This is a genomic window from Cohnella hashimotonis, from assembly GCF_030014955.1.
Lineage (GTDB): Bacteria > Bacillota > Bacilli > Paenibacillales > Paenibacillaceae > Cohnella > Cohnella hashimotonis.
Map to the genome: position 1 here is coordinate 4819435 of NZ_JAGRPV010000001.1, position 22917 is coordinate 4842351.

The following is a 22917-nucleotide window of genomic DNA, read 5'->3' on the forward strand; positions in this document are numbered from 1 at the left end:
CTCAACATGAGGTTTAGTGTTAGAAAGTCGTACTTTCGACCCGATTTCGCTATCTTGCGAAACCTTTTGCCGTGAGTAGGCGTCTTACCTAAACGTAATAGAATATCATGGATGAGGTGGAGAATTGAAACAGATCGGCTTCTTTGTACTGCTCGCAGCAATTTTCTTCTGTTTTTCGTTCGCCGGACAAGCCAGCGCCCAGACCTCCGGGGCAACCATCATACTGGACGGACAAGCGCTGTCACTCCAGAAAAAAGACAAGGTCGAAATTCTGAAGGGCAGTGTCATGGTCCCCATTCGCGTCATTGCCGAAAATCTGGGACTGCTCGTCACTTGGAACCAAGCCGACAAGCAAGTGAAGATCTGGTCGGGCAGCGGCGACATCAAGCTGACGATCGGCAGCTCCGTTGCCAGCGTCGGCGACGCCAATGTCAAGCTGAATGCCGCACCCGTCAATCGCTCAGGCACGACGCTCGTACCGCTCCGCTTCGTCGGTGAATCTGCCGGAATCGACATCGGCTGGGATAATGTCAAGAAGATCGTGACCTTGGCATCGCTTCAAACTTCAGAGCCTTGGCAGCCGTCTTCGCCCACGCCATCTGCAACGCCGATTCCATCGCCAACTCCGACAGTATCACCTTCTCCGACGCCGACGCCGACGCCGACTGCAACTCCCGGAACGTCGCCGACGACATCGCCTTCTCCTGCAGCGGGCGGTCAGATAAAAGGCATCGGCTGGAGCGACGGCAGGCTGGCTATCTCGTTCAGCGGCAGTCTTATTCCTAAAACGTATGCGATGACCAATCCTTCTCGTATCGTCGTGGAGTTGCGGGATACGTCGTTCGACCCTGCATTTGCGTCTTTGCAGTCATACAATTCGGCAACGCAATCGGGCGCGTTCGAGATTTCTGACGGTTCGAGCGCGACGCATGTCGGATATGCTGTAACCGATACCGTCTCCAAGACGATCACTATCACGCTGGACCTTGCGACGGATAAGCCCTATACCGCATATCAGGAGGCCGACGTTGAGTCCAATGTATACGTTGTCGACCTTAAGCCGACGGCGACGCCGACGCCGCCACCGGTAAATCCGAACAACGGCAAAAAGATCGTTGTCATAGACCCAGGCCACGGCGATGGCGATCCGGGCGGCATCGGCGCCACCAAGAAGCAGGAAAAATCGTTTAATCTGTCGCTGGCGCTTAAGGTGGAAAAGCTGCTGAAGAAGGAGTCCGCCTTCCAGGTCGTGATGACCCGCCATGACGATACGTTTATTCCGCTGTCTGACCGTGCGACGATCGCGAACAAAGCCGGCGCGGATGCATTCGTATCCATCCATGCCAACATCGCGCCCGGCAAACCGACCGTCCGAGGCACCGAAACTTACTATTACACGGGGAACGGCAAAACGCTGGCTAATATCATGCATAAGTACCTGGTTCAAGCGACCGGCTTCACCGACCGAAAGGTTAAGTACGCCAGCTACAAGGTACTCCGCGAGACGGACATGCCCGCAACGCTGCTCGAAGTCGGGTTTCTGTCCAACGCTACGGAAGAATCGATTCTTTTCAGCGTCAGCTTCCAGGACCGCGTCGCCCAGGCAATCGTAGACGGATTAAAGGCGTATTTCGGCGTCAAGTAACTGCCGTTTAATGGTGTCGGCTTGGCTAGCGCTCGCTTTTTATTGCGCAAATAGGCGAATGGACAGTCCGATTTGGCAGCGGCACATATATTAGGGATGTGGAAGTCACCACAATCCAAAGCCTCGGAGGTGTAGCAAATGAGCGGAGTAGCTGGCGCAGGTTACGGCGGCGGAGCAGCATTCGTCCTCGTCCTCTTCATTCTTCTCGTGATCATTCTTCGTGCGGGCATCGGCCTGTACTAAGAGCTCTTGCCTCTGGCAATTCCTCCTACTGTCCCGCTTGCGCCTATCGCGCAGCGGGCTTTTTTTGCGTTTTCAATAGTGTCGGCGCCTCGCCATCAACTGGTCAGTTTGCCCTGTTACGCGAGATTCGCGCGCTTCTAAAAACGAACGGAGCGATCGCGACCGCGGGAAGAAGCAAAGCGAACCCGGTTAATCCGACGACTCCGTAATCCTGCAGCCACGCAGGCGCATTGTCTGCGGCCTTGAAGAGCCAGCCCCCGATGTTCGGTCCGATGAAGCCGGCTATGCCGGTCAATGCCGAGAACACCGCGATGTAGATCGGTCTGTCCGCCTTCGGCGTATCCCCGATCAAAAAATTGAACACGAGCAAATTGTAGCCGCCTAACCCGATGCCGAGGAGTATGTGCGACAGCCCGAGAATCAGCAGAACCGGCAGCGCAGCCATGCCAAACCATACGATACAGGCGAGAGCGATGATCGGGAACGTCCAAGTAAGCAGCTGGCGCGCGGAAAAACGCGCATTCAAATTTCCCCAGAAAATATAGCTGATCATCATCACTATATTTTGAATCATCGTAATCAATGTGACGCTGCTGTAGCTCAGATTCAGTAAATTTAGCATAGCATAGGCAAAAAGCGGTACGACAATGTTTTGAATCAAGATGAATAGCGTGATGAAGGAGGCCGCAGATAAAAAGGGCCGATCGCGGAAGGGCTTGAGGATTAAGGAAGCGGAGAGCCCACCGCCTGCGCTCTCGAAAGGAGGATTGGCATAACGGGACAGCTCGATGCCGTTCCAGACCACGCAAAACGCAGAAACTACGAATAGAATGGTAAAGCCGCGCTCGCCAGGCAGCCAGTCCATGAGTTGTCCGCCGAGCAGCAACGTCAGACTGGCCACCGCCCAATGAATCGTGTTGCGGATACCGAAGTAGCGTCCCCGCACTGGAGGCGGCACGATATCGGCCATAAGCGAAGTCCAAATGACGCCACTGGCTTGCGCCAGCGTAAAAGAACAGAGAAAAACAAGCATGTACATCGGCGCCCAAGCCGCGTGGGGAAATAATAAAGGGATCAACCCCGTACATATCCACAATGTCCGATGGCCGACGCCGAGAATCGTAGTGACCTTTCGGCGGTCTCTCCAGCGCTCCATGGCAAACGCCATGAAGATCTGCGCAAGCAGCGTCAAAGAAGGAATGGCGGCGATCAAGCCGATTTGCTCGGATTGAAACCCCATGTACAACAAAAACGCCGTCTGCAAGGGTCCGCCGAGCAGATTGGCGATTATCGTGGCAGGGATGCCTTCCATTAGGGAGGCTCGCAATCCGCGTCTGGTCTCTGAATCGTTAAATCTGCTTCGCAGCAGTCGCTGAATATCCAGACCCGCGATTCGCATGCGTTTGGTCACCGTCAGTTCCCCCATGTTGTACCGAATCTATCAACCGCCTCGCCCGAGCTGCTGCCGTCAGGCGACATAAAAAAGCCCCGTGACGTAGCCGTCGCGGAGCGCGCTTTCGTTCAATCCGATTCTACTCTTTTTCCCCTACGAATGGTAGATAAATCATAAACTCCGTCCCCTCTCCGAGTCGGCTGTCTACCTGAACCGTGCCGCCATGATTCCGGATGATTCGGTAGCTCACCGACAGACCGAGTCCGGTCCCTTCGAACTTCGTCGTAAAGAAAGGATCGAATAGTCTGCTCAACGTCTCGCGGTCCATCCCTCGCCCATTGTCCGCAATGCTGATAACGGCATATCCGCGTTCTTTGCGCGCAGACAGCCGAATGTTCGGCCTGCGCTTTTCCGCTACGTGTGCAACCGCATCCAAAGCATTTTTCACCATGTTCAAAATCACTTGTTTGATCTGCTTGACGTCGATCGAGATCGTCAGGTACGGATCGAATATCTCGCAGGTCATTTCGACCCCCTGCATGTGCGCCTCGCTCTCGGTCAGCAGGATCGTCTCCTTGAGCAGCAGGCCTACGAGCACGGTCTGGGTCATCGGCGCGGAAGGCTTGGACGAATTAAGAAATTCGTAAATAATGTCGTTCGCTCTGTCGATCTCGGATAAAATGATTCGCGCGTACTCCTGCTTGCCGATCGACTCCAGATATGGCTTCAGCAGCTGAATGAATCCTCGGATGCTCGTCAGCGGATTGCGGATCTCATGGGCGATCGCCGCAGCGATCTTGCCCAGCATGGCCAGCTTGTCGTTCTGAAAAGCGCTCTGCTCAATCTGCTTGTGCTCGGATACGTCCTTGATGCTGACGAGAATATCCCCATCTAGCTCTTCGATCTGGGAGATACTAATCAGCAAATAGCGGCTGCCGTCCTGAAATTCGCCCTGTGCGCGTCGATCGTACTTCAACTGCCTGTACATGCGAATAAAAATAAGCCGCAGCGAACGGCTCAAGCTGGGATGAAACAATAGTTGGCGGAGGCTCTGGCCGATCAATATGCGCCTTGGCGCTTGCAGCAGCCGAGCCATCGGCACGTTCAAAAATCGAAGCGTCCCGCCGGGCTCGAACAGCGCGATCCCGCTATCCAGATGCTGAAGCACCGTCTCGAAGCGACTCGGTCTCTCTTCCTGGAGCGGTATGGCCTTCGCCGCGGCCTGTATCAAATCTTCGGGCAAGTGTTCTTCCTTGGCCGCAGCCGACTCGGAACAGGTGTGACTGCCAAGAATCTCGTGAAGAAACAACAGACTCCGATGCATGAGCGCCAGCCTGTCCTCGCTATCCGCATGCGAGACGAGCAGGCGAACGTTCTCCTCGTGTTGCTCGAAAATGTGCTCAGCGGGAACGCCATTCAGCAGGTCGAGCAGCTCGCTCAGATCGTATCCCTCCCTCGTGTCTTCGTGCAGCACATACTCCACGAGAACCGGGAAATATCTCGTTCTCCATTTCTCCATGCCGTATTCCTCCAGGCTCGCCCTTGCGTCAAGTCCATCATAGTAAAGGAATGGGAAAGCTGTCAATCGGAGAAGATGTCGAATAAAAACGCAAAAAACGCCGCTCTCGGACCGGACTTGAGTAAAAAGTCGCATATCCGGAAGCGGCGTCCTCGCCTGCTGTATGTGTCGGATGTGTCGGATGTGTCGGATGTGTCGGAAACGATTGTGCTACAGCGCCCCGCCCGTCGTCCGCTTGAGGCGGAGCTTGTGCCGGCGCTGGCTCAGCACGCCGAGTCGGCGCTTGAGCTGCCGCTCCCACTCCTCGTCTCCGATCTTCTTGGCGAAGGTGAGAAGGTCCAGCCCCATGTCGATCTGATTCTGCACCATGACGAGCGGATCCTCTTCCTCGTTGTTGACCGAGTTCTCGTGCAGATCCTTTTCCGACTCGTCCACGTAGTCCTGGAAGTCTACCTCCGACGCGCCGTCGCCGTGCGCGTAATCGGCCAAAATCTCATATTCGTTCTCGACCAGGTAATGCACCTCGACCCGGTGGCATACCGGGCAAAACAGAATCGGGACGTTGTGAATTCGCGTGCGATAGTGCTTCAGCGTTCCCTTGGTCCCGATCATGCTGGCTCCGCAACAGAATGACATCGACTTCCCCTCCCTTATGGACGTGTATGGCATTGCCGGATGATTCACTATATTCTCCTCTAAAACGGCAAATTCCTGCCACGATTCCCAAAAGTCAATAAAAGGGCTGCCGTCTAAAGGATGCCAAAGGCGCATGCGGGAGCATGCGCCTTCGGCCGAAACGATATTCGATTAGTTGGCAACCAGGTTCTTGTCGCCCGGCTTCCAGTTGATTGGGCACAGCCCGCCGGATTGCAGGGCTTGGAGTACGCGGAGCGTCTCTTCGACGCTACGGCCCACGTCGTTGTGGTTGACGACTTGGTACTTCAGTACGCCGTCCGGGTCGATGATGAACAGGCCGCGCAGCGCGATGCCTTCTTCTTCGATCAGTACGCCGTAGTCGCGTGCCGCTTGCTTCGTGATGTCGGCAGCCAGCGGGAAGTTCAGCTGACCGAGGCCGTTGTCGTTCTTAGGGGTGTTGATCCAAGCCTTGTGGCTGTGGACGCTGTCCACGCTGACGCCGAGAACTTCAGTATTCAGCGCCTTGAACTGGTCGTAAGCTTCGGACAGCGCGACGATCTCCGTCGGGCATACGAAGGTGAAGTCCAGCGGATAGAAGAAGAATACGAGCCACTTGCCCTTGTAATCCGTAAGGGACGCTCTGCCGAATTCCTTGCCGTCACCGGACACAGTCTCCAGGTTAAAGTGCGGGGCCTCGCGGCCGACCAAACGCTCTGCCATTGACAATTACCTCCTGTAATTCCGACTACAAAGCCGGGCCTTATTTGCTATAAACGATAGTATCATAGAGTGAGAATGAAAATCAAGCTGTAGTGATTACTTGTTTGAAATTATTCTAATCTAATCTCACCGTCGCGATGCAAGCTGGCCCGAATCGGTTGTCCGCCGGCTTTCGACAGTAGCTGACGCGATTTAGCGAACCATCGCAGCTACGATCAGATCGCCCATCGCCGTCGTGCCGATCGCCTGGCTCTTGTCGACCGCGATGTCGCCCGTACGGTGGCCGGCGTCAAGCACTTGCTTGACGGCTCGCTCGATGACTTCAGCCGCTTCGGCATAACCGAAAGTCAGTTGGAACATGAGCGCAACGGACAAGATGGTTGCGATCGGGTTGGAGATGCCTTGACCCGCGATATCCGGCGCGGAGCCGTGAACCGGCTCATACAGGCCGAAGCTGCCTTCGCCCAGCGAAGCGGACGACAGCATGCCGATCGAACCGGTCAGCATGGCGGCTTCGTCGCTCAAGATGTCGCCGAACATGTTCTCCGTCACGATGACGTCGAAGCTGGACGGGCGGCGCAGCAGCTGCATCGCGCAGTTGTCGACGAGGACGTGCTCAAGCTCGACGTCCGGATATTCCGGCGCGATCTTGTTGACGGTCTCACGCCACAGACGGCTCGTCTCGAGGACGTTCGCCTTGTCGACCGATGCGAGCTTCTTGCGGCGCTTTTGCGCGATCTCGAAGCCTTGGCGGACGATACGCTCGATCTCCTGCACGTTGTACACGCAAGTATCGATCGCTTCTTGACCGCCCGCGCCTTCACGGCGGAACTTCTCGCCGAAGTAGATGCCGCCGGTCAGCTCGCGCACGACGATGAGATCGGTGCCTTCGAGCACTTCAGGCTTCAGCGTAGAGGCGTCCTTCAGGCAATCGAATACGACGGCCGGACGGATGTTGGAGAACAGGCCGAGCGCCTTGCGGATGCCGAGCAATCCCGTCTCGGGGCGCAGCTCCTTCGAGTTGTTGTCCCACTTCGGGCCGCCGACGGCGCCGAGCAGCACAGCGTCCGCGCGCTGGCAAATGTCTAGCGTCTCTTGCGGTAGCGGCGTACCCTTCTCGTCGATGGCGATACCGCCGAACAGGCCGTGCTCGAGCTCAAACTTATAACCGAACAGCTCTTCCGTTTTTTTCAATACCTTTATCGCTTCACCGACGACTTCCGGGCCGATGCCGTCGCCGGCGATGACCGCTATTTTCTTCACTTCTGCCATAAGCTTAAAGTTCACTCCCGACTTAGGTTCCATTCCGATTGCTATGTTTAGTTGTAGCACATATCGCGGATCTCGTCCAAAACATAAAAACTATGCCGTTAATAGTTCATGACTATGAGCGGCAGCAAAGTGCGCATTTACAACAAACAGGATACTGCATCACAATGGCATGCGAACCGCGGCGAGTGCCAATGCCGCGATTCGTCCGATCTCGTTCCGGTCCACGACGGGCAGAATCGGATGCGAAAACGGAAAAGAAGCGGAGACGCCGATAACGTTGATCAGCGCGTCAAGCAGTACGACGTCGCGCGTTTCGCGCAGGAGCACCCACTTGGCGTACGGGGATCGTTTGAAGCCCTCGGCCAAGATCAAGTCTGCTGGCGGCAGCCGCTTCGCCAGCTCCTCCAGCGAAGCTTCGCCCGGCGTCCAGACGGCCGATACAGCCGCCGAGGAGGCGCCGGTCCCCACTGCTCCGGCCGCCAGATGAAGCGCAGTATCCTTATCCGGCAGGTCGAGCGTCGCCGTGCCTTCCCTCTCGGTGGCGTCCGGCGGGTGTCCGTGATGCTTGAGCGTAGCGACTGTCATGCCGAGGCTCGTCAGATGACGGACCAGGGCGCAGAGGAGCGTCGTTTTGCCGCTGTCCGCATAACCTACGATCTGAATAACAGTAGGCTGGGCACTCATAGGCGCAGGCGCTCCTTCGCTAGCCGGTAATCCTCCGGCGTATTCATATTCATAAGCGCGTTTGTCGCTCCGTCTTCCGGCACCCAACTGACGATTCGCATGCGTTCCGTCGCCGCCATTACCCGCTTATTTCCGCCATCCAGCGCAGCTTGCCATGTCGCAAGCGTGCGGCTGCGATACAAAGCGCACAACGGATGAAGCTTGCCGCCGACCTCAGGCAAAACAGCGTCGGCCTCCGGGTGCAGCGCCAGCGTGTCTGCGAGCGCTCGCCATACCTGCGGTCCGGCGAGCGGGTAGTCGCAGGCGACGACGAGCTGCAGCGGAAAACTCGAAGCAGCCATGCCCGCGCAAATGCCGGCGACAGGGCCGAAGTCAGCGACCTGATCCGCAATCACTCGAACTTCCCTCGGGAGAAAATCGTATTCGCGTTTAACATCCGTCACAACCGTCAACTGTCGGGCAATGTTCGATAGGCTTCTGCACAACCGGAAAAGCAGCGGCTCTCCGTTGAAATCGAGCAGCTCCTTGCGTGCACCCATCCTTCTCCCCGCGCCGCCGCATAAAACGACAGCATGGCAATCCGTTATCGCATCGTTAGATTGTCCATTCCATACGGATATCATTGCCATGCACGGTCCTGCCAGCCCGGAAGCAGCCGAACGTCAATCGTCGCGCCTGCCCGCGTCTCTTCAGCGGACGGCGGAATCGCAAGCAGCGCATTGGCCTCGCCTATCGAGATGAGCCCCGACGAACTGTTCTCGGCACAGGGACGGGCCATAAGCATCCCTCCTTCGATCCAGACCACACCGCGCAAAAATCGGGGATTGGCATTGCTTTTTACGCTGCCTTCAGCCAAACGCGCCTGGCACCATTTCAACTCGCCGCTGCCCCCGCCGAGCCGCTCGATCGCCGGTCGCGCCAACAGCTCGAAGCCGGCAAAGCAGGCGCCCGGATTGCCGGACAGTCCGATGAGCAGCTTGCCGTCCAATACGATCGCGCTCGACGCGCTTCCGGGCCGAATAGCCAGCTTGGAAAATAAGAGGCCAGGACCGGCTCCCCCGAACAATCTGCCCATAATATCCGTGTCTCCGACGGAAATGCCGCCTGATACGATAACTAAATCGGCATCGGCAAGGCCGCGCAGCAACGTTTGTTGCGCTTGGTCCGGCTCGTCCGGCACATGCGCATCCCATGCCGTTTCCCCGGCCGCCGATTCGATTAGCATCCGCAGCATCGGCAGATTGCCGTTGCGGACTTGCCCGATGCCCGGCTCGGATTCGACGGGCACGACATCGTCACCGGCCGTAACGACGACGATCCGCGGCTTGCGGTAAACGCAAGGCCTTGCAGCGCCGAGCGAGGCCAGCAGCGCCGCTTGTCCGGGCCCGATGCGCGTTCCTGCCGCGATAAGCACGCTGCCCGCCGCTGCCTCCGCGCCTCGCGCGGTAACATGCCTGCCAGCGGTCTCCGACCGCAAGAAAACAGCGCGTCTCGTGCCGTCTTCGTCCTGCTTAATCGATACCGCTTCTTGCATTACGACCGTATCCGCGCCTTCGGGCAGCGGGCCGCCTGTTCCGACGCGCATAGCCTCGCCCGAACGAATGCTATAGTAGAGCGCGCCGCGAGCGTCGCCCTCCACAATCTTGAGCAGGACCGGGCTCTGCGGAGACGCGGTCGCCAGATCCGCAGCCCAAACGGCATAGCCGTCCATGCCCGCGCGCGCAAACGCCGGCATCGGCGATTCCGTCCGTGCCGCCTCAGCCAAACGAAGGCCTTGCGCCTGAAGCAGCGGAACCTCATCCGCACCGATCGGCTTCGCCCAGGCTAAAATGCGCCGCTGCGCTTCTTCAAGAGATATCGCGTCCCGGCGTCCACTCATTTTCTGAACCCAACCCCATTCAAACCCTCTATTTAAAACATTTCCATATATTGGTTTATCAGAAGTGATATATGCAATATTTGCGAGCGCATTCCATTATCCCATCGGCTCAGATCGACCTCATTTAAAGCAGGCGGTCCAATCTGTCACTATTAGAAGCAGCACCTCCAATAGCGTCCGAACGACAGGATTCGCATGGGCTGAACCGCCAATGTTAACTATTGTATCATTTCTCCCCGGGTCGCAATAGTGCAAGCTCCGCGCACCTTCCGGCACAACCGGGATTTCTTTCGGCGATGACCGACCGATTTGCTGACGTTAAACGAAGCTGATTTAAAACGAAAGACCTGGCTGATTCAATGGGATAATGGAATGCGCGCAAATAAATAACGCACCGTCGTCGATTTCTCGACGGACGGTGCGTCCGCATGTTAAATCCCCATCGCGCTACCTGCTACAATTACACCCCGACGCCAACATGCGCCAGCGCCTTGGACAGCCTCGCGATGCCCTGCCGCGAACGCTCCTCGTCCGTGTACGAGAAGTTAAAGCGCGCCTTGTTCAGTTCCGGCTGCTCGGCGTAGAAGGAGACGCCGGGTACGAAGGCGACGCCGTGCTCGACTGCGGTCTTCAGCAGATCGGCCGTATTCACCGAGGACGGGAATTCGATCCAGATGAACATGCCGCCCTTCGGCACTTCCCATTTGACGCCCGGCCATGCTTCCTGCTGCAGCAGACCGACCATGTTCTCCATCCGCTTCTCATACTCCGTGCGGACGAATTCGATGTGACCGTCCAGATCGAAATGCGTCAACAGCTGGTACAGCGTCTGCTGGTCCAGTGTGCTGGACTGCAGGTCGGCCGCCTGCTTGGCGCGCGCCATGTTGCGGATGATATCCGCATCCGCCATCACCCAGCCGGTGCGCAGACCGGGAGCGACCGTCTTGGAGAAGGTGCTCGTATAAACGACGCAAGAGCCTGCGACGGATGGCGCCAGCGAGAAAATCGACGGATACGTCAGCGACGCGTCGCCGAACTTCAGTTCGCCGTACGGATCGTCCTCGAGGATCAGCGTATCCGTACGCTGGCACAGCTCGAGCACGGCTTTGCGGCGTTCGAGATTCCAGGCTTTGCCGGTCGGATTCGAGAACGTCGGAATGACGTACAGCATCTTCGGCTTGTACTTGAGCAGCTTGGCTTCCAGATCCGCAAGGTCCAGGCCGTCGCTGTCCCCTTCCACGGACACGGTCTCCGCCCCGTAGGAGCGGAATACCTGCAGCGCGGACAAATAGGTCGGACGTTCGACGAGAATCGTATCGCCCGGGTCGATATAGATGCGCGTCAGCAAATCGATCGCCTGCTGCGAGCCGGTCGTGAGCAGCAGGTCATCAGGCGTGACGGTACAGCCCTTGCGCGCCATACGCTCGCAAAGCGCCTCGCGCAGCGGCAGGTAGCCTTCGGTAAGGCCGTATTGGAGCGCTTTGTTGCCTTGCGCCATCACGCGCTGGAACGCTTCGGACACCGCGGCGACCGGGAAGTGCTCCTCAGCGGGCAGCCCGCCGGCGAAGGAGATGATCGAATCCCCTTGCGTCAGCTTCAAAATTTCCCGGACTGCCGAGGAGGAGAAGCTCCCGAGTCTGGAGGAGTATCTATAATTCATACGGGGTTCCCCATTTCTCAAATGACGGCGGTCCGTAGCTTCGAAGCGGCGGGCCTCCGCCTTCAATAATCGTTTGCGGTTAAATCAACGTGACGTTGTCGCGGTCCCGCTTGGTGCGAGGCGGCTCCTGCCGCTTCTCGACAAGGCGGTTCAGCGCATCGACATAAGCGCGCGCGCTCGCTTCGAGAATGTCGGTGCTCACGCCGCGGCCTTGCGCGCTGTACTCGCCCTGCTTGAGAACGACGTGGACCTCGCCAAGCGCGTCCGTGCCGTCCGTAACCGACTTGATCGTATAGTCGTCCAGCTCGACGACCTCGCCCGTCTGGGCATTGATCGCGTGATAGATCGCATCAACGGAGCCGTTGCCCTCAGCCGTATGCGACCCGATGCCGGCCGGCGTCTTCAGCTTGACCGTCGCGCTGGGCACGGCATGGCTGTCGAACGATACGACGAGCTGTTCGAGTGCGAATACTTCGGGCGTCTCAATGATCTTCTCCTCGAGCAGCGCCAGAATATCTTCGTTGGAGACATCCTTCTTGCGATCGGCCAAGTCCTTGAACTTGCCGAAGGCGGCGTTGACCTGCTCCTCGGACAAGCCTTCGAAGCCGAGATCGACGAGCTTCTCGCGGAAAGCGTGACGGCCGGAATGCTTGCCGAGGACGAGCTTGCTGTCCTTCATGCCGATCGTCGCCGGAGAAATGATCTCGTACGTCGTCTTCTCCTTCAATACGCCGTCCTGGTGAATGCCGGATTCGTGCGCGAACGCGTTCGCGCCGACGATCGCCTTGTTACCGGGCACAGGCATACCCGTCAGCTTGCTGACGAGGCGGCTCGTCTTGGCGATCTCCTGCAAGTTCAGGCCGGTCGTCGCCTGGAAGAACTCCCCGCGCGTGTAAAGCGCAAGCGCCACTTCTTCAAGCGCCGTGTTGCCGGCGCGCTCGCCGATGCCGTTGATCGTGCCTTCGATCTGATCGGCGCCGTTCTGAATCGCGGCCAGCGCGTTGGCCGTCGCCAAGCCCAGATCGTCATGGCAATGCGCCGACAACTGCACTTTCTCGATGCCGGGCACTTGCTCCTTCATCGTCTTGAAAATATTGCCGTATTCGTAAGGCGATAGGTAGCCGACCGTGTCCGGGAGGTTCACGACGGATACGCCCAGCTTGACGGCAAGCGCTGTCACTTCGACGAGGAAGTCGATCTCCGTGCGGCCGGCGTCCTCCGCCGAGAACTCCACTTGGGAAAAGTGCTTCTTCGCGTACTTGATCATCGCTTCCGCCGCTTCGAGCACCTCGTGCTTTTCCATGCGCAGCTTGTGCTTGCGATGGATCGGCGAGGTGGCGAGGAAGATGTGGATGCGCGGATCCTGGGCGCCCTTCAGCGCTTCGACGACCGCGTCGATGTCCTTCTCGCGGGAACGGGCCAATCCGGTGACGGACGCGTTCTTGACGGCGCGGGCGACCGCACCCACCGCGGCGAGGTCGCCGGGCGAAGCGATCGGGAAGCCGGCTTCGATCCGGTCGATGCCGAGCTTTTCGAGCTGCAGGGCGATCTCGACCTTCTCCTGCGTATTCAGGTTGACGCCCGGGGACTGCTCACCGTCGCGGAGCGTCGTATCGAACATATAAATTTTGCGCATGGCAGAGCCTGTCGGCCCGCACCTCCGATCGTCATGCAGATGAGAGAAAGAGAAGGCCGAAATGCTCCGACCTTCTCCCGATTATAACATAGGGTTAGCTTGTTCTTACTTCTTGATCCAGTGCATCAGGCCGCGCAGCTGCGCGCCGACGACTTCGATCGGGTGCTCCGCTTCGATGCGGCGGGTAGCCGTCATGAACGCGTTGCCGGATTGGTTCTCGAGAATAAAGTCGCGAGCGAACTTGCCCGTTTGGATGTCCGTCAGAACAGCCTTCATCGCCTTCTTCGTTTCGTCGGTGACGACGCGCGGGCCGGTGACGTAGTCGCCGTACTCAGCCGTGTTGGAGATCGAGCTGCGCATCGAAGCGAGGCCGCCTTCGTACATCATGTCGACGATCAGCTTGAGCTCGTGAAGCACTTCGAAGTAAGCCATCTCAGGCGCGTAGCCGCCTTCGACCAGCGTTTCGAAGCCGGCTTTGACGAGCGCCGTAGCGCCGCCGCACAGAACGGCTTGCTCGCCGAACAGGTCGGTCTCGGTCTCTTCGCGGAACGAAGTCTCGATGACGCCCGCGCGGGTACAGCCGATGCCCTTGGCATAAGCCATGCCGATCTCGAACGCCTTGCCGGTGCCGTTCTGGTGGATCGCGATCAGGCCGGGAACGCCGAAGCCTTCGACGTACGTACGGCGAACCATGTGGCCCGGCGACTTCGGCGCGACGAGGAGGACGTCGGCATCCTTCGGAGCGACGATCTGGCCGAAGTGAACGTTGAAGCCGTGGGAGAACATGAGAGCTGCGCCCTTCTTCAGGTTCGGCTCGATCTCTTCGCGGTAAACGCGTGCTTGCGTTTCGTCAGGCATCAGGATCTGCACGACATCTGCCTTGGAGACAGCTTCCGCTACCGGAAATACCTCGAAGCCGTCGTTGCGAGCCGCTTGAGCGGACTTGCCTTCGCGAAGGCCGATGATGACTTGCAGGCCGCTGTCGCGCAGGTTTTGCGCTTGGGCGTGGCCTTGGCTGCCGTAGCCGATGACCGCGATCGTTTTGTTTTGCAGGGCGCCGAGGTCGGCGTCTTTTTCGTGGAACAGTTTGACTGCCATGGGTAAGATCCTCCTTAGTATGTGAAGCTGGGAAATATAGGCGACCCTCATGGAACGGGCGTCCCAAGGGAGAACCGCATTCGCGCGGCGCGAGGCCGACTCATGGTACAAGCCTTGTCCGCGAAAGGGAGTTCTCCCCTCGAACACCCGCTCCTGGGATAGCGGATGAGAATAATAATGCCGGTGGCGGCTTCGCGGCAGCGCTTTGCTTAACGTGCGCTGCCCCGCGCCATCGCCGTAACGCCTGTCCGCGACAGCTCGCGGATGCCGTACGGCTTAAGCAGCTCGATCATGGCGTCGATCTTGTCGGTATCGCCGACGACCTGGACGATCAGGCTGTTCGGGCTGATGTCCACGACGGCCGCACGGAATGTGTCGACGATGCCGAGAATCTCGGGCCTGGCAGCAGGATCGGCGCCGACCTTGATTAGGCCGAGCTCGCGGGCGACCATCGGACTGCTGCCGATATCCACGACTTTAATGACGTCGATAATCTTGTATAGCTGCTTTTCGATCTGCTCGAGCGTATGGTCGTCGCCCTTCGTGACGATGACCATGCGGGACAAGCCCGGCTCCTCGGAGGTTCCGACGGTAATGCTCTCGATATTGAAGCCACGGCGTCCGAACAGGCCTGACACCCGCTGCAGCACGCCGGGCTGGTCGTTCACGAGAATGGCGATCGTATGTCTGGTGCTCATTCGTCATCCCCCATCAGCATTTGATCGATCGTGCTGCCCTGCGTAACCATCGGATAGACGTTCTCGCCCTTGCGGACGACGAACTCGACGACGGCAGGACCGTCATGCGCGAGCGCCGCTTCCCAGGCCGAGCGGGCCTCGTCTTTGTTGGTTGCGCGGAAGGCTTTGACGCCGTAAGCCTCTGCCAGCTTGACGAAATCCGGACTGCCGGCCAGGTCGATGTGGCTGTAACGATTGTCGTAGATGAGCTCCTGCCACTGACGGACCATGCCGAGCACCTGATTGTTCAGGATGGCGACCTTGACCGGAATGTTGTTGATCGCGCAGATCGCGAGCTCCTGCGAGCACATCTGCATGCCGCCGTCGCCGTTGATCGATACGACCGTGCGGTCCGGGTTGCCCATCTGAGCGCCGATCGCCGACGGGAAACCGAAGCCCATCGTGCCGAGGCCGCCGGAGGTGACCCAGGAACGCGGCTTGTTGAACGGATAGTACTGCGCCGCCCACATCTGGTGCTGGCCGACGTCGGTCGTGACGATCGCGTCGCCGTGCGTCGTCTCGTGAATCATCGATACGACCCACTGCGGCTTAAGCTCCTCGTCCGAATCCTTGTACGCAAACGGCTTAGCCGCCTTGCGCTCGGCGATCAGCGCGCGCCAGGCATCGGCCTTGGACGCGTACTTGGCACCGGCGATCGCCTGCTGCAGCACGGCCTTGACGTCGCCGACGATCGGGATGTCGGTCGGTACGTTCTTGCCGATCTCCGCAGGATCGATGTCGACGTGCACGATCTTCGCGTTCGGCGCGAAGCCATTGAGCTTGCCCGTCACGCGGTCGTCGAACCGCGCGCCGATGTTGACGAGCAGATCCGACTCCTGGATCGCCATGTTGGCCGTCCAGGTACCGTGCATGCCCGGGAAGCCCATATGAAGCTCGTGTCCGCTAGGGAACGCGCCGAGGCCGAGCAGCGTCGTCGTAACCGGGATGCCGGTTTTCTCGGCAAAAGCCAGTACTTCCTCGTGAGCGCCGGAGTATACTGCGCCGCCGCCGATCAGCAGCACCGGACGCTCCGCCTGCTCGATCGCGCGCAGCATCTTGTCGACCTGCTGCTTGTTCGGCTGGACGGTCGGGTTGTAGCCGCGAAGCTTCACTTCGGTGTGCGGCTTGAACAGCGCCTTTTCATTGGAGACGTCCTTCGGAATGTCGATCAGGACGGGGCCCTTGCGGCCCGAGTTGGCGATATGGAACGCCTCGTGAATGATGCGCGGCAGATCCTCGGCCTTGCGCACCAGATAGCTGTGCTTCGTGATCGGCATCGTAATGCCCACGATGTCCGCCTCCTGGAAGGCGTCCGTGCCGATCAGCGTCGTCGCGACGTTGCCGGTGATGACGACCAGCGGCACGGAATCCATGTACGCCGTCGCGATGCCGGTGACGAGGTTGGTCGCGCCCGGGCCGGACGTTGCGATGCAGACGCCGACCTTGCCGGTGCTGCGCGCATAGCCGTCCGCCGCGTGAATCGCACCCTGTTCGTGACGGGTGAGCAGGTGATTGAAGTCTTCGAAGCCGTACATTGCATCGTAAATATACAGAACGGCGCCGCCCGGATAGCCGAATACGCAGTCGACACCTTCGAGCAGCAGGCTGCGCAGCAGCATCTCGGATCCCGAGATGACCTCTTGCTTGCCCCATTTCTCGATCAATTGTTCCTTGGACTTCAGCGTGGCACTGTTCGCGACCATCCTTCATCCTCCTTAATGAATCTTCTATTGAATCAGTATGCTGCAAATCAAAAATAAAAAAGCCTTTCGTCCGAACGTCTGCTAGACGTTCAGGGACGAAAGGCTGTTCCTTCCGCGGTACCACCCGGATTCGCGCGCGATCTCGCAATCGGCGCCTCATCAAGTATGCCGCCGTTCCGAGCGCTCGGAGGACGTCCATACTTCAGGCGCGATAACGTGCGCCATTCCGAGACTCCTTAATAAGCTGCATGCAGCCGTTCTGGAGACCAGCTCCGAGGAGACCTTGCGTACAGGGTTATCGGCATCGGTCTCAGCAATCCCGACGCTCTCTGAGCGATAGTGCCCACCCGCATCTTCCTCTTCAACGCTGTTCAAGATGAATCAATGTAGTACTCATTATATGCTCCGGTGAAGCGTTAGTCAAGACAAGGATTAAAGTCTCGGACAAATCCACTTTTGACCAGTCAAGCCAACCGATGTTACCGCTTATATCCATAATCCCGTCAGCCGGCGCCAGTAGGATCGAGCCCGCAGCGCTCCCTTTAAAACGGCACAATCGTCCATATGCGGAGAGCCAGAGACGCCATCCCTTCATATGTTATTCAAAGATACGCCATTCGTATACGGACCGCTTTGGAGGCGATGCCCATGTTGCGCTGGCTGAAGCGCGGCGACCTGCCCGCGATCGTCCGGATTGTCACCCGCGAGCTGATCCCCATCTCTCCCCATCCCCAGCCCGGCGGCCGGAAGCTCCGCAAAGATATGAAGGCGCGCCTCGCGCAGGGCTCGACGCTTATCGCATCCGAAGGCAGTAAAGTCCGCGCCTTCCTGCACCTTATCATACAGCACGATACGCTCTTCGTCGATCTGCTCGCCGTGGACCGTTCTTGCCAGGGAAAAGGGTACGGGTCCCGGTTGATGAACGGCGCGGAACGCCACGCCCGGAATCTCGGCTGCCTGCGCGCCAGGCTATACGTAGACGAAGGAAACGAGGCAGGCACGCGATTTTACCGGCGGCTCGGCTACTCGGTCGTGGCGCGCCATGAAGCGATGAAATGTTATGAAATGTATAAGTGGCTCTGATTGAATTATTCCCTGCGCTCCAGCCTGAGCGGCGCCGCCTGCAGCGGCATGCCCACCTTGCCGACGCGGGCGGTCTCCACTTGGAACGCGCCTTTATAGGCAAAAATCCGGCCCAGCAACGGATTGCGGACCGATACCGAGATGCGGTAGCAGGCATCGTCATCGTCGTACCATTCGCATACGTCCGCGCAGCCGGTGAGCGTTGCCGGAAAACGGAAGCCGAGCGGTCCTTCGTAGAAGCGCTGCTCGCCCGAACGAATCTGAATGCCGCCGTTCGGCGCCGCCCATGCGTCCAGGTCGACCGCGAGATGCTGTTTATTTCCCAGGTAATCTACGATGCGTTCGCGTTCCTCGCTGTACACCATCGTCGCGTCGAACCTGCGCAGCGACCGCTCGAAGCGGAACGTGCGGTTGATGGTCAGCGTTTCTCTGCCGAGCGCGTCGCGGTAAGCGTAATTTTCGATCGAAAACGGGATCTGACGGCCGCCTTCGGGAAACATGATGTGACGCGACGCGCCGACCGCAAGCGGCAGTGCCGCCCATTTCGCATACCGGACCTCCTCCATCACGCCTCGCCCGATCGAGGCAATTCCCTCTTCGCTGTGGAATCCGAAGCGCTCGCGGATTTTTGGATGCAGCTTCGCGAACTCCTTCTCCCCGAGCGCCTTTTCGAATATCGACTTCATACAAGTTCCCCCTTTGTGGCCGTCTTATCGCTATGGCTACCTGGCCGCCTTCGGCATCGCTTCGCGGACGGGAGCCCCTTGCGCGTCCAGCGTGCGGCAAACGTTGCAGCCAGCATGAGCATCGCCAGGACAAATGGATTGAACGGCGCGTACAGCAGCGCGGGCGTGCCTGTCAACGCTGCGGCCGTCAGCGCGCAGACCGCGACCGCCTGCAACGTGAGCAGCCTCGGCGATCGCGTGAACGCCACGGTGCCCGCAACCAGCAGCTCGCAAACGCCAAGCGCTGAAGTCATCGCCGCTTCGATGCCGGGAAACCAGCCGAGCGCGCGCAGCAGGTCCAGCTCGCCCGAAGCGGCGGGATACAGCAACTTCGGCACGAGGCCGGAATAAGCCCAGCACAGCGACAAGACGGCGATGCTGAGCGCATGCAGCTTGGCGCGCAGCAGGCTCTCCTCCGGCGGCACGCCCCGGTCGAGCCACAGCCGCAGCGCGTCGAAGCTCCATGCGGTGGCCCAGCCGAACAACGGCCTGAATAACAGCCGGTCGAGCCACCGCCCCGCGCGGCCGAACCGCGTGCGGTAATCGAAGCGCGTGACGAACCGCACGCCGCCGTCCGGCAGCGGCGTATATCGCCAGTAGCCGCCGCCGCGCCCGATGAGCGAGAGCGGATGATCCGCGCCGAAGGCGAGAACCGAGGTGCGCACGCCGTCCGCCGAGACGTTCGGCGCACGCGACTTGCCGGTGCCGCGGATCGAGAGCCCGAAGCCGATTCGGGTGAGATAGAGGAAATTTTGATCGTCCCCGGACGAAGCCTTGGGCAGGTAATCGATCTCGGAAAAGCGCAGATCCCAACGCTCATGAAGCTTGGGCTGCTGCGTATGCCGCCAAAGCGCCTCCATATCCGAAGCGACATCGATCTCGACGTAGATCGGACGCCCCGCCCCCGCCGGCCCTCGACGATCGCGCAGCCCGCTCATCGGGCCCCGCCTTTCAGCTCCGCGGCATTCGTCGCCCGGGCTGCTTCAGCATGCCCGGTCAGCTCCGCGGCATTCGTCGCCGGGGCTGCTTCAGCATGCCGGAAAGGCTTTGCGGCATTCGTCGCCGGGGCTGCTTCAGCGAGCCCGGACGAATGCGCGGCGTCCGCGTCCATGGCGCCGGCAGCGTCGATGTCGTCCTCTCCCGTCCAGCCGCCGCCTTCGAGCAATCTCCGCCGCAATCGCTCGTCAGGCCTCGCCGGACAGCGCTCGCCCATTCTTCGCGCCAGCCGATGCCTTCGCGCGGCGACGGCGTCGTAGACGGCGTCCCGCAGCCGGGCCGGCACGAGCCGGAGCGCAGCGGCAGCCGCCGGCCACGGCGCGTCCAGCGCCGCGAGCGTGCGGATCGCCGCCGCCGAGCGCGTCCACGACGCCGTGCCGCGGACGAGCGCGAAGCTGCCGCCGGACGGCAGTTCGAGCCCCAGCCGCGTCATCAGCTCCCGCCCGGCTGCGGAATCCTGCGCAGCGAAGCGCAGCCGCTCCGCCCGGTCCCGCTTCGCCGCGAAGCGGGCGATGCCCCTGCACATCACGCAATCTCCGTCCACGAGCAGCACGAACACATCAGCCTCGTTGTCCCGCATGCCGCTTTCCGGCGAGCGCTCCGTTGCAGCCTGCAAGCGGGCGCCGGTGCCGCTTTTTCCCATATCCACGTATCGTCTCATCTCGCGCCGCCTCCTTCATGCTCTTATTGTAGGGTCCTGCGGCGGATCGCGGCAGTTCCAACTTCCGTAGGACGGCAGGCGCGCGAGGGACTATAAAAAATAGGCCCCCGACGGATCGCCGGAAGCCTGCAGTGCGTTGAATCCTATAAAGTCATCGTCATATACACGCTGTACGGGTCCTCTTTATAGTCCGCAAAAGGTCCGCAATAGTCGAAGCCGAACTTCTCGTACAGCTTGCGCGCCGGGATGAACGAGTCGGGCGAACCCGTCTCCAGACTCAGCCGTTCGAAGCCCCGACGCCGCGCCTCCGCTGCGATATGCGCGAGTATGCGGGCTGCGACGCCTTTGCGCAGATGCGCCGCCGCGGTCCGCATCGATTTGAGCTCCCCGTGTCCGCCGCCGAGATCCTTGAGCGCCCCGCAGCCAAGCAGCTCCCGGCCCTCCCAGGCGCTCCAAAACGTGATTTCCGGCCGCTTGAGTCGTTCGAGATCCAGCGCGTGAACGCTCTCCGGCGGCGTATCCGCGGCCATTCCCCGCAGATGCTCCTCCAGCAGCGCGGCCACCTCGGGACCGGAAAGGTCGTCCACAATGATGTTCAAGCGTCTCTCTCCTCCGGGCATTAAAGTTTCCGTGCTGCTAATTTTCCGCAATATCGCTTTCCTTGTCCAGACCGCTCTTGCGAACTTTATCCACTGCCTCGCGTCCGCTGCGTACCCCGAGCTTTTTAAGGATTTTGTTCACTTGATTTTTAAGCGTGCTCTCGGACTTGTACAGCTTGCGTTCGATCTGCGAATGCGTGTAGCCTTCCTCCAGCATCTCGTAAACCTCGCGTTCGGCGGCGGTCAGCGGCTGGAGCTGCTCCTCGCGCTTGAGCCGCCTCAGCTCCTTCAGCAGCGCCTCCATCGCTTCGGGATGATGAAAGACGCCGCGAATCGCTTGCGGAAGCTCCTTGAACCTGGACTTGTCCAAGTAATGCAACGCACCGGCCGTGAAGGCGTCCGTCATCGTCCGTTCCGACGAATCCGACGTCAGCATGATCATACGGACCGGACGAAGCTCCGCCAAGGCGAGAGCCGTATAGATGCCGTCGCGTCCCGCCTCGGTCAGATGGACGTCCAGCAGCGCCACGTCGAACTCGATCGAAGCGGCCAGGCGCAGCGCCTCCTCCGGCGTCGCGGCCGTGCCCACGACCAGCAGGTCTTCTTCCCGGTTCAGGTAGACGCTCATCGACTTGACCCAATCCGGGTCGTCCTCGACGAGCAGCAATCGAATCGGCTTCATGGCTTCGTCCTCCTCATCTTCGCGATCGCGTAATACGCAGCCGGACGACCGTGCCGCTCCCCGGCTTGCTCTCGATCTCCGCGCGGCCCCCGCATTTGCGAAGCACCTGGTAGACGTAGGACAGGCCCAGTCCATAATTGCTTTTGCCTTGCTTCGTGCTAAAAAAGGGTTCCCATACCCGTTCGAGGAGCTCGGGCGGCATCCCCGGGCCGTTATCCCGAACGCTGAGCACGATATGCCGGCGTTCCTTCGAGATCTTGATCTCCAGCAAGCCGCCCGCTTCCAGCGCGTCCGCTGCGTTGGCGAGCACGTTGCCGATCGCTTCGCGCAAATGGACGGGATCGGCAAACAAGGCCTCCGTCTCCTCGTACGCTTCCGATACGAGGACGCCTTGTCCGGCGAAGCGCTCCTTCAGCGGCTCCAGCGCTTCTCCCATGAGCGCGGCCGGATCGCAGCGGGCCGGATTCCAGGCGAAGTCCCGTGTGCGGCTGTGGATCCGGCCCGCCATCTCCATCAGGTGCGCCGCCGCCCGCTCGATGACCGCCAGCTGCTCGTCCGCTTCGCGTCCGTTATCATCCTGCGCCCCCCGCAGATTTTCCACGCTGAGGGCGATCTTGCCGACCTCGTTTTTAATCGTATGGTTGAGCAGGCTTGTCCCCATGCCCGCCGCCTTCATGGCTCCGGCGAGCGAGTCGCTCTCTACGCGCACCTTCACGCCGAGCACGCCGTATACGAATACGCACAGCAGGGCGATGGCAAACGAGTAGACAAAAAAAGCCGAGATGTAACCGAAAAAATCGAAATCCGGCCATATCGTTTTGGCGACGTGGATAAACGCGACTACGCCAAGCAGCGTCGGCACCGTGATGACGACAGTGATCAGCCGGCTTCTGCGCAGCTGCCGGTCGGTCTCCCGCAAGTAAGAGGCAACCAGCAGCGCACATGCCGCCAAGTAATAAGGCGCAGCCCAGATCAGCATGAGCGGGTAGTTCGGCTCCAGGCTCCCGCTCAGCAGCGCGTAGGCGAGCATCGCCGCCGGCGGCAGCAGCAGCCATAACTTAAGCCGCCTCCTTTTCGTCAGGGCAGCTGCCGCTCCGCCGGCGTAGACCAGGCTGAACACGAGGACGCCGTACGGTGTCACGATCTGATTAAACAGCTGCGCAACCTCGAACCAAACCTGCGGCAGTGGCGATTGCAGCCACAGCCGCGCGACGCCGCCGGTCGCGGCACTCAGCAGGAAAAACGCGGCCCAGCGGCCGCTCTCGCTGCGAACGTCGGAGGCGAGCAGCACGACCGCAGCCGCGGACAGCATAAGAACGTAATAGAGCATGATGTCTCCTTACCCG

General features: G+C 59.8%; 22 protein-coding genes. 3 read left to right on the forward strand and 19 right to left on the reverse strand.

Features of this window, described 5'->3' with window-relative positions; genetic code table 11:
- The first annotated feature begins 124 nt into the window (after positions 1 to 124).
- Positions 125 to 1645, forward strand: a complete 1521-nt coding sequence (locus KB449_RS19445; protein WP_282909947.1) for an N-acetylmuramoyl-L-alanine amidase — start codon at positions 125 to 127, stop codon at positions 1643 to 1645.
- A gap of 138 nt (positions 1646 to 1783) precedes the next feature.
- A complete protein-coding gene (locus tag KB449_RS19450) occupies positions 1784 to 1888 on the forward strand; it encodes a YjcZ family sporulation protein (protein WP_282909948.1) in 105 nt (34 codons plus the stop codon).
- Between the two features lie 103 nt (positions 1889 to 1991).
- On the opposite strand, the gene KB449_RS19455 is transcribed toward KB449_RS19450, so the two are convergent.
- From KB449_RS19455 to ilvB, 13 genes are all read right to left on the reverse strand, one after another.
- Complete coding sequence (locus KB449_RS19455) at positions 1992 to 3299, reverse strand: MFS transporter (protein ID WP_282909949.1); 1308 nt, start codon at positions 3297 to 3299, stop codon at positions 1992 to 1994.
- A 121-nt stretch (positions 3300 to 3420) separates the two neighbouring features.
- Entirely contained in the window at positions 3421 to 4800 is a 1380-nt protein-coding gene (locus KB449_RS19460; protein ID WP_282909950.1) for a two-component system sensor histidine kinase NtrB, read from the reverse strand.
- A 210-nt stretch (positions 4801 to 5010) separates the two neighbouring features.
- Entirely contained in the window at positions 5011 to 5436 is a 426-nt protein-coding gene (locus tag KB449_RS19465) for a hypothetical protein (RefSeq protein ID WP_282909951.1), read from the reverse strand.
- A 171-nt stretch (positions 5437 to 5607) separates the two neighbouring features.
- Positions 5608 to 6156, reverse strand: coding sequence for a peroxiredoxin (locus KB449_RS19470; RefSeq protein WP_277565462.1), 549 nt, complete (start codon positions 6154 to 6156; stop codon positions 5608 to 5610).
- Between the two features lie 192 nt (positions 6157 to 6348).
- Positions 6349 to 7428, reverse strand: a complete 1080-nt coding sequence (gene leuB / locus KB449_RS19475) for a 3-isopropylmalate dehydrogenase (protein WP_282909952.1) — start codon at positions 7426 to 7428, stop codon at positions 6349 to 6351.
- A gap of 159 nt (positions 7429 to 7587) precedes the next feature.
- Positions 7588 to 8112 (reverse strand): molybdopterin-guanine dinucleotide biosynthesis protein B, encoded by a 525-nt coding sequence (gene mobB, locus KB449_RS19480; RefSeq protein WP_282909953.1) that lies wholly within the window; start codon positions 8110 to 8112, stop codon positions 7588 to 7590.
- The gene (gene mobA / locus KB449_RS19485) at positions 8109 to 8741 is read right to left on the reverse strand and encodes a molybdenum cofactor guanylyltransferase (protein ID WP_350356233.1); all 633 of its coding nucleotides are present in this window, start codon (positions 8739 to 8741) and stop codon (positions 8109 to 8111) included. Before mobA ends, mobB begins: the two co-directional genes overlap by 4 nt.
- The gene (locus tag KB449_RS19490; RefSeq protein ID WP_282909954.1) at positions 8732 to 9991 is read right to left on the reverse strand and encodes a molybdopterin molybdotransferase MoeA; all 1260 of its coding nucleotides are present in this window, start codon (positions 9989 to 9991) and stop codon (positions 8732 to 8734) included. The genes mobA and KB449_RS19490 overlap by 10 nt, the downstream gene beginning before the upstream one ends.
- A gap of 460 nt (positions 9992 to 10451) precedes the next feature.
- Positions 10452 to 11651 (reverse strand): aminotransferase-like domain-containing protein, encoded by a 1200-nt coding sequence (locus KB449_RS19495; protein WP_282909955.1) that lies wholly within the window; start codon positions 11649 to 11651, stop codon positions 10452 to 10454.
- A 79-nt stretch (positions 11652 to 11730) separates the two neighbouring features.
- Positions 11731 to 13287, reverse strand: a complete 1557-nt coding sequence (locus KB449_RS19500) for a 2-isopropylmalate synthase (protein ID WP_282909956.1) — start codon at positions 13285 to 13287, stop codon at positions 11731 to 11733.
- A gap of 105 nt (positions 13288 to 13392) precedes the next feature.
- Positions 13393 to 14385, reverse strand: a complete 993-nt coding sequence (gene ilvC / locus KB449_RS19505; RefSeq protein ID WP_090114013.1) for a ketol-acid reductoisomerase — start codon at positions 14383 to 14385, stop codon at positions 13393 to 13395.
- A gap of 209 nt (positions 14386 to 14594) precedes the next feature.
- The gene (ilvN, locus tag KB449_RS19510; protein ID WP_282909957.1) at positions 14595 to 15083 is read right to left on the reverse strand and encodes an acetolactate synthase small subunit; all 489 of its coding nucleotides are present in this window, start codon (positions 15081 to 15083) and stop codon (positions 14595 to 14597) included.
- Complete coding sequence (gene ilvB / locus KB449_RS19515) at positions 15080 to 16825, reverse strand: biosynthetic-type acetolactate synthase large subunit (RefSeq protein WP_282909958.1); 1746 nt, start codon at positions 16823 to 16825, stop codon at positions 15080 to 15082. The genes ilvN and ilvB overlap by 4 nt, the downstream gene beginning before the upstream one ends.
- A gap of 648 nt (positions 16826 to 17473) precedes the next feature.
- Here ilvB and KB449_RS19520 point away from each other — a divergent pair.
- The gene (locus KB449_RS19520) at positions 17474 to 17908 is read left to right on the forward strand and encodes a GNAT family N-acetyltransferase (protein ID WP_282909959.1); all 435 of its coding nucleotides are present in this window, start codon (positions 17474 to 17476) and stop codon (positions 17906 to 17908) included.
- Positions 17909 to 17913: 5 nt separating this feature from the next.
- On the opposite strand, the gene KB449_RS19525 is transcribed toward KB449_RS19520, so the two are convergent.
- The 6 genes from KB449_RS19525 to KB449_RS19550 form a co-directional block, all read right to left on the reverse strand.
- Positions 17914 to 18594, reverse strand: a complete 681-nt coding sequence (locus KB449_RS19525; protein WP_282909960.1) for a DUF4166 domain-containing protein — start codon at positions 18592 to 18594, stop codon at positions 17914 to 17916.
- Complete coding sequence (locus KB449_RS19530; RefSeq protein WP_282909961.1) at positions 18591 to 19571, reverse strand: DoxX-like family protein; 981 nt, start codon at positions 19569 to 19571, stop codon at positions 18591 to 18593. The genes KB449_RS19525 and KB449_RS19530 overlap by 4 nt, the downstream gene beginning before the upstream one ends.
- The gene (locus tag KB449_RS19535; RefSeq protein ID WP_282909962.1) at positions 19568 to 20290 is read right to left on the reverse strand and encodes a DCC1-like thiol-disulfide oxidoreductase family protein; all 723 of its coding nucleotides are present in this window, start codon (positions 20288 to 20290) and stop codon (positions 19568 to 19570) included. The genes KB449_RS19530 and KB449_RS19535 overlap by 4 nt, the downstream gene beginning before the upstream one ends.
- Positions 20291 to 20433: 143 nt before the next feature.
- The gene (locus KB449_RS19540; protein WP_282909963.1) at positions 20434 to 20889 is read right to left on the reverse strand and encodes a GNAT family N-acetyltransferase; all 456 of its coding nucleotides are present in this window, start codon (positions 20887 to 20889) and stop codon (positions 20434 to 20436) included.
- A 37-nt stretch (positions 20890 to 20926) separates the two neighbouring features.
- The gene (locus tag KB449_RS19545; protein WP_282909964.1) at positions 20927 to 21571 is read right to left on the reverse strand and encodes a response regulator; all 645 of its coding nucleotides are present in this window, start codon (positions 21569 to 21571) and stop codon (positions 20927 to 20929) included.
- Positions 21572 to 21584: 13 nt separating this feature from the next.
- Complete coding sequence (locus KB449_RS19550; RefSeq protein ID WP_282909965.1) at positions 21585 to 22901, reverse strand: sensor histidine kinase; 1317 nt, start codon at positions 22899 to 22901, stop codon at positions 21585 to 21587.
- Between the last annotated feature and the right edge of the window lie 16 nt (positions 22902 to 22917).

Bases quoted from the DNA above. Each gene is read 5' to 3' on its own strand.
- KB449_RS19525 (WP_282909960.1), bottom strand. From the start codon at position 18,594: ATGAAGTCGATATTCGAAAAGGCGCTCGGGGAGAAGGAGTTCGCGAAG.
- mobA (WP_350356233.1), bottom strand. From the start codon at position 8,741: ATGGCAATGATATCCGTATGGAATGGACAATCTAACGATGCGATAACG.
- KB449_RS19450 (WP_282909948.1), top strand. From the start codon at position 1,784: ATGAGCGGAGTAGCTGGCGCAGGTTACGGCGGCGGAGCAGCATTCGTC.
- KB449_RS19495 (WP_282909955.1), bottom strand. From the start codon at position 11,651: ATGAATTATAGATACTCCTCCAGACTCGGGAGCTTCTCCTCCTCGGCA.
- KB449_RS19535 (WP_282909962.1), bottom strand. From the start codon at position 20,290: ATGAGACGATACGTGGATATGGGAAAAAGCGGCACCGGCGCCCGCTTG.
- ilvN (WP_282909957.1), bottom strand. From the start codon at position 15,083: ATGAGCACCAGACATACGATCGCCATTCTCGTGAACGACCAGCCCGGC.
- KB449_RS19490 (WP_282909954.1), bottom strand. From the start codon at position 9,991: ATGAGTGGACGCCGGGACGCGATATCTCTTGAAGAAGCGCAGCGGCGC.
- KB449_RS19550 (WP_282909965.1), bottom strand. From the start codon at position 22,901: ATGCTCTATTACGTTCTTATGCTGTCCGCGGCTGCGGTCGTGCTGCTC.
- KB449_RS19545 (WP_282909964.1), bottom strand. From the start codon at position 21,571: ATGAAGCCGATTCGATTGCTGCTCGTCGAGGACGACCCGGATTGGGTC.
- KB449_RS19470 (WP_277565462.1), bottom strand. From the start codon at position 6,156: ATGGCAGAGCGTTTGGTCGGCCGCGAGGCCCCGCACTTTAACCTGGAG.
- KB449_RS19500 (WP_282909956.1), bottom strand. From the start codon at position 13,287: ATGCGCAAAATTTATATGTTCGATACGACGCTCCGCGACGGTGAGCAG.
- ilvB (WP_282909958.1), bottom strand. From the start codon at position 16,825: ATGGTCGCGAACAGTGCCACGCTGAAGTCCAAGGAACAATTGATCGAG.
- KB449_RS19530 (WP_282909961.1), bottom strand. From the start codon at position 19,571: ATGAGCGGGCTGCGCGATCGTCGAGGGCCGGCGGGGGCGGGGCGTCCG.
- ilvC (WP_090114013.1), bottom strand. From the start codon at position 14,385: ATGGCAGTCAAACTGTTCCACGAAAAAGACGCCGACCTCGGCGCCCTG.
- leuB (WP_282909952.1), bottom strand. From the start codon at position 7,428: ATGGCAGAAGTGAAGAAAATAGCGGTCATCGCCGGCGACGGCATCGGC.
- KB449_RS19460 (WP_282909950.1), bottom strand. From the start codon at position 4,800: ATGGAGAAATGGAGAACGAGATATTTCCCGGTTCTCGTGGAGTATGTG.
- mobB (WP_282909953.1), bottom strand. From the start codon at position 8,112: ATGAGTGCCCAGCCTACTGTTATTCAGATCGTAGGTTATGCGGACAGC.
- KB449_RS19520 (WP_282909959.1), top strand. From the start codon at position 17,474: ATGTTGCGCTGGCTGAAGCGCGGCGACCTGCCCGCGATCGTCCGGATT.
- KB449_RS19465 (WP_282909951.1), bottom strand. From the start codon at position 5,436: ATGTCATTCTGTTGCGGAGCCAGCATGATCGGGACCAAGGGAACGCTG.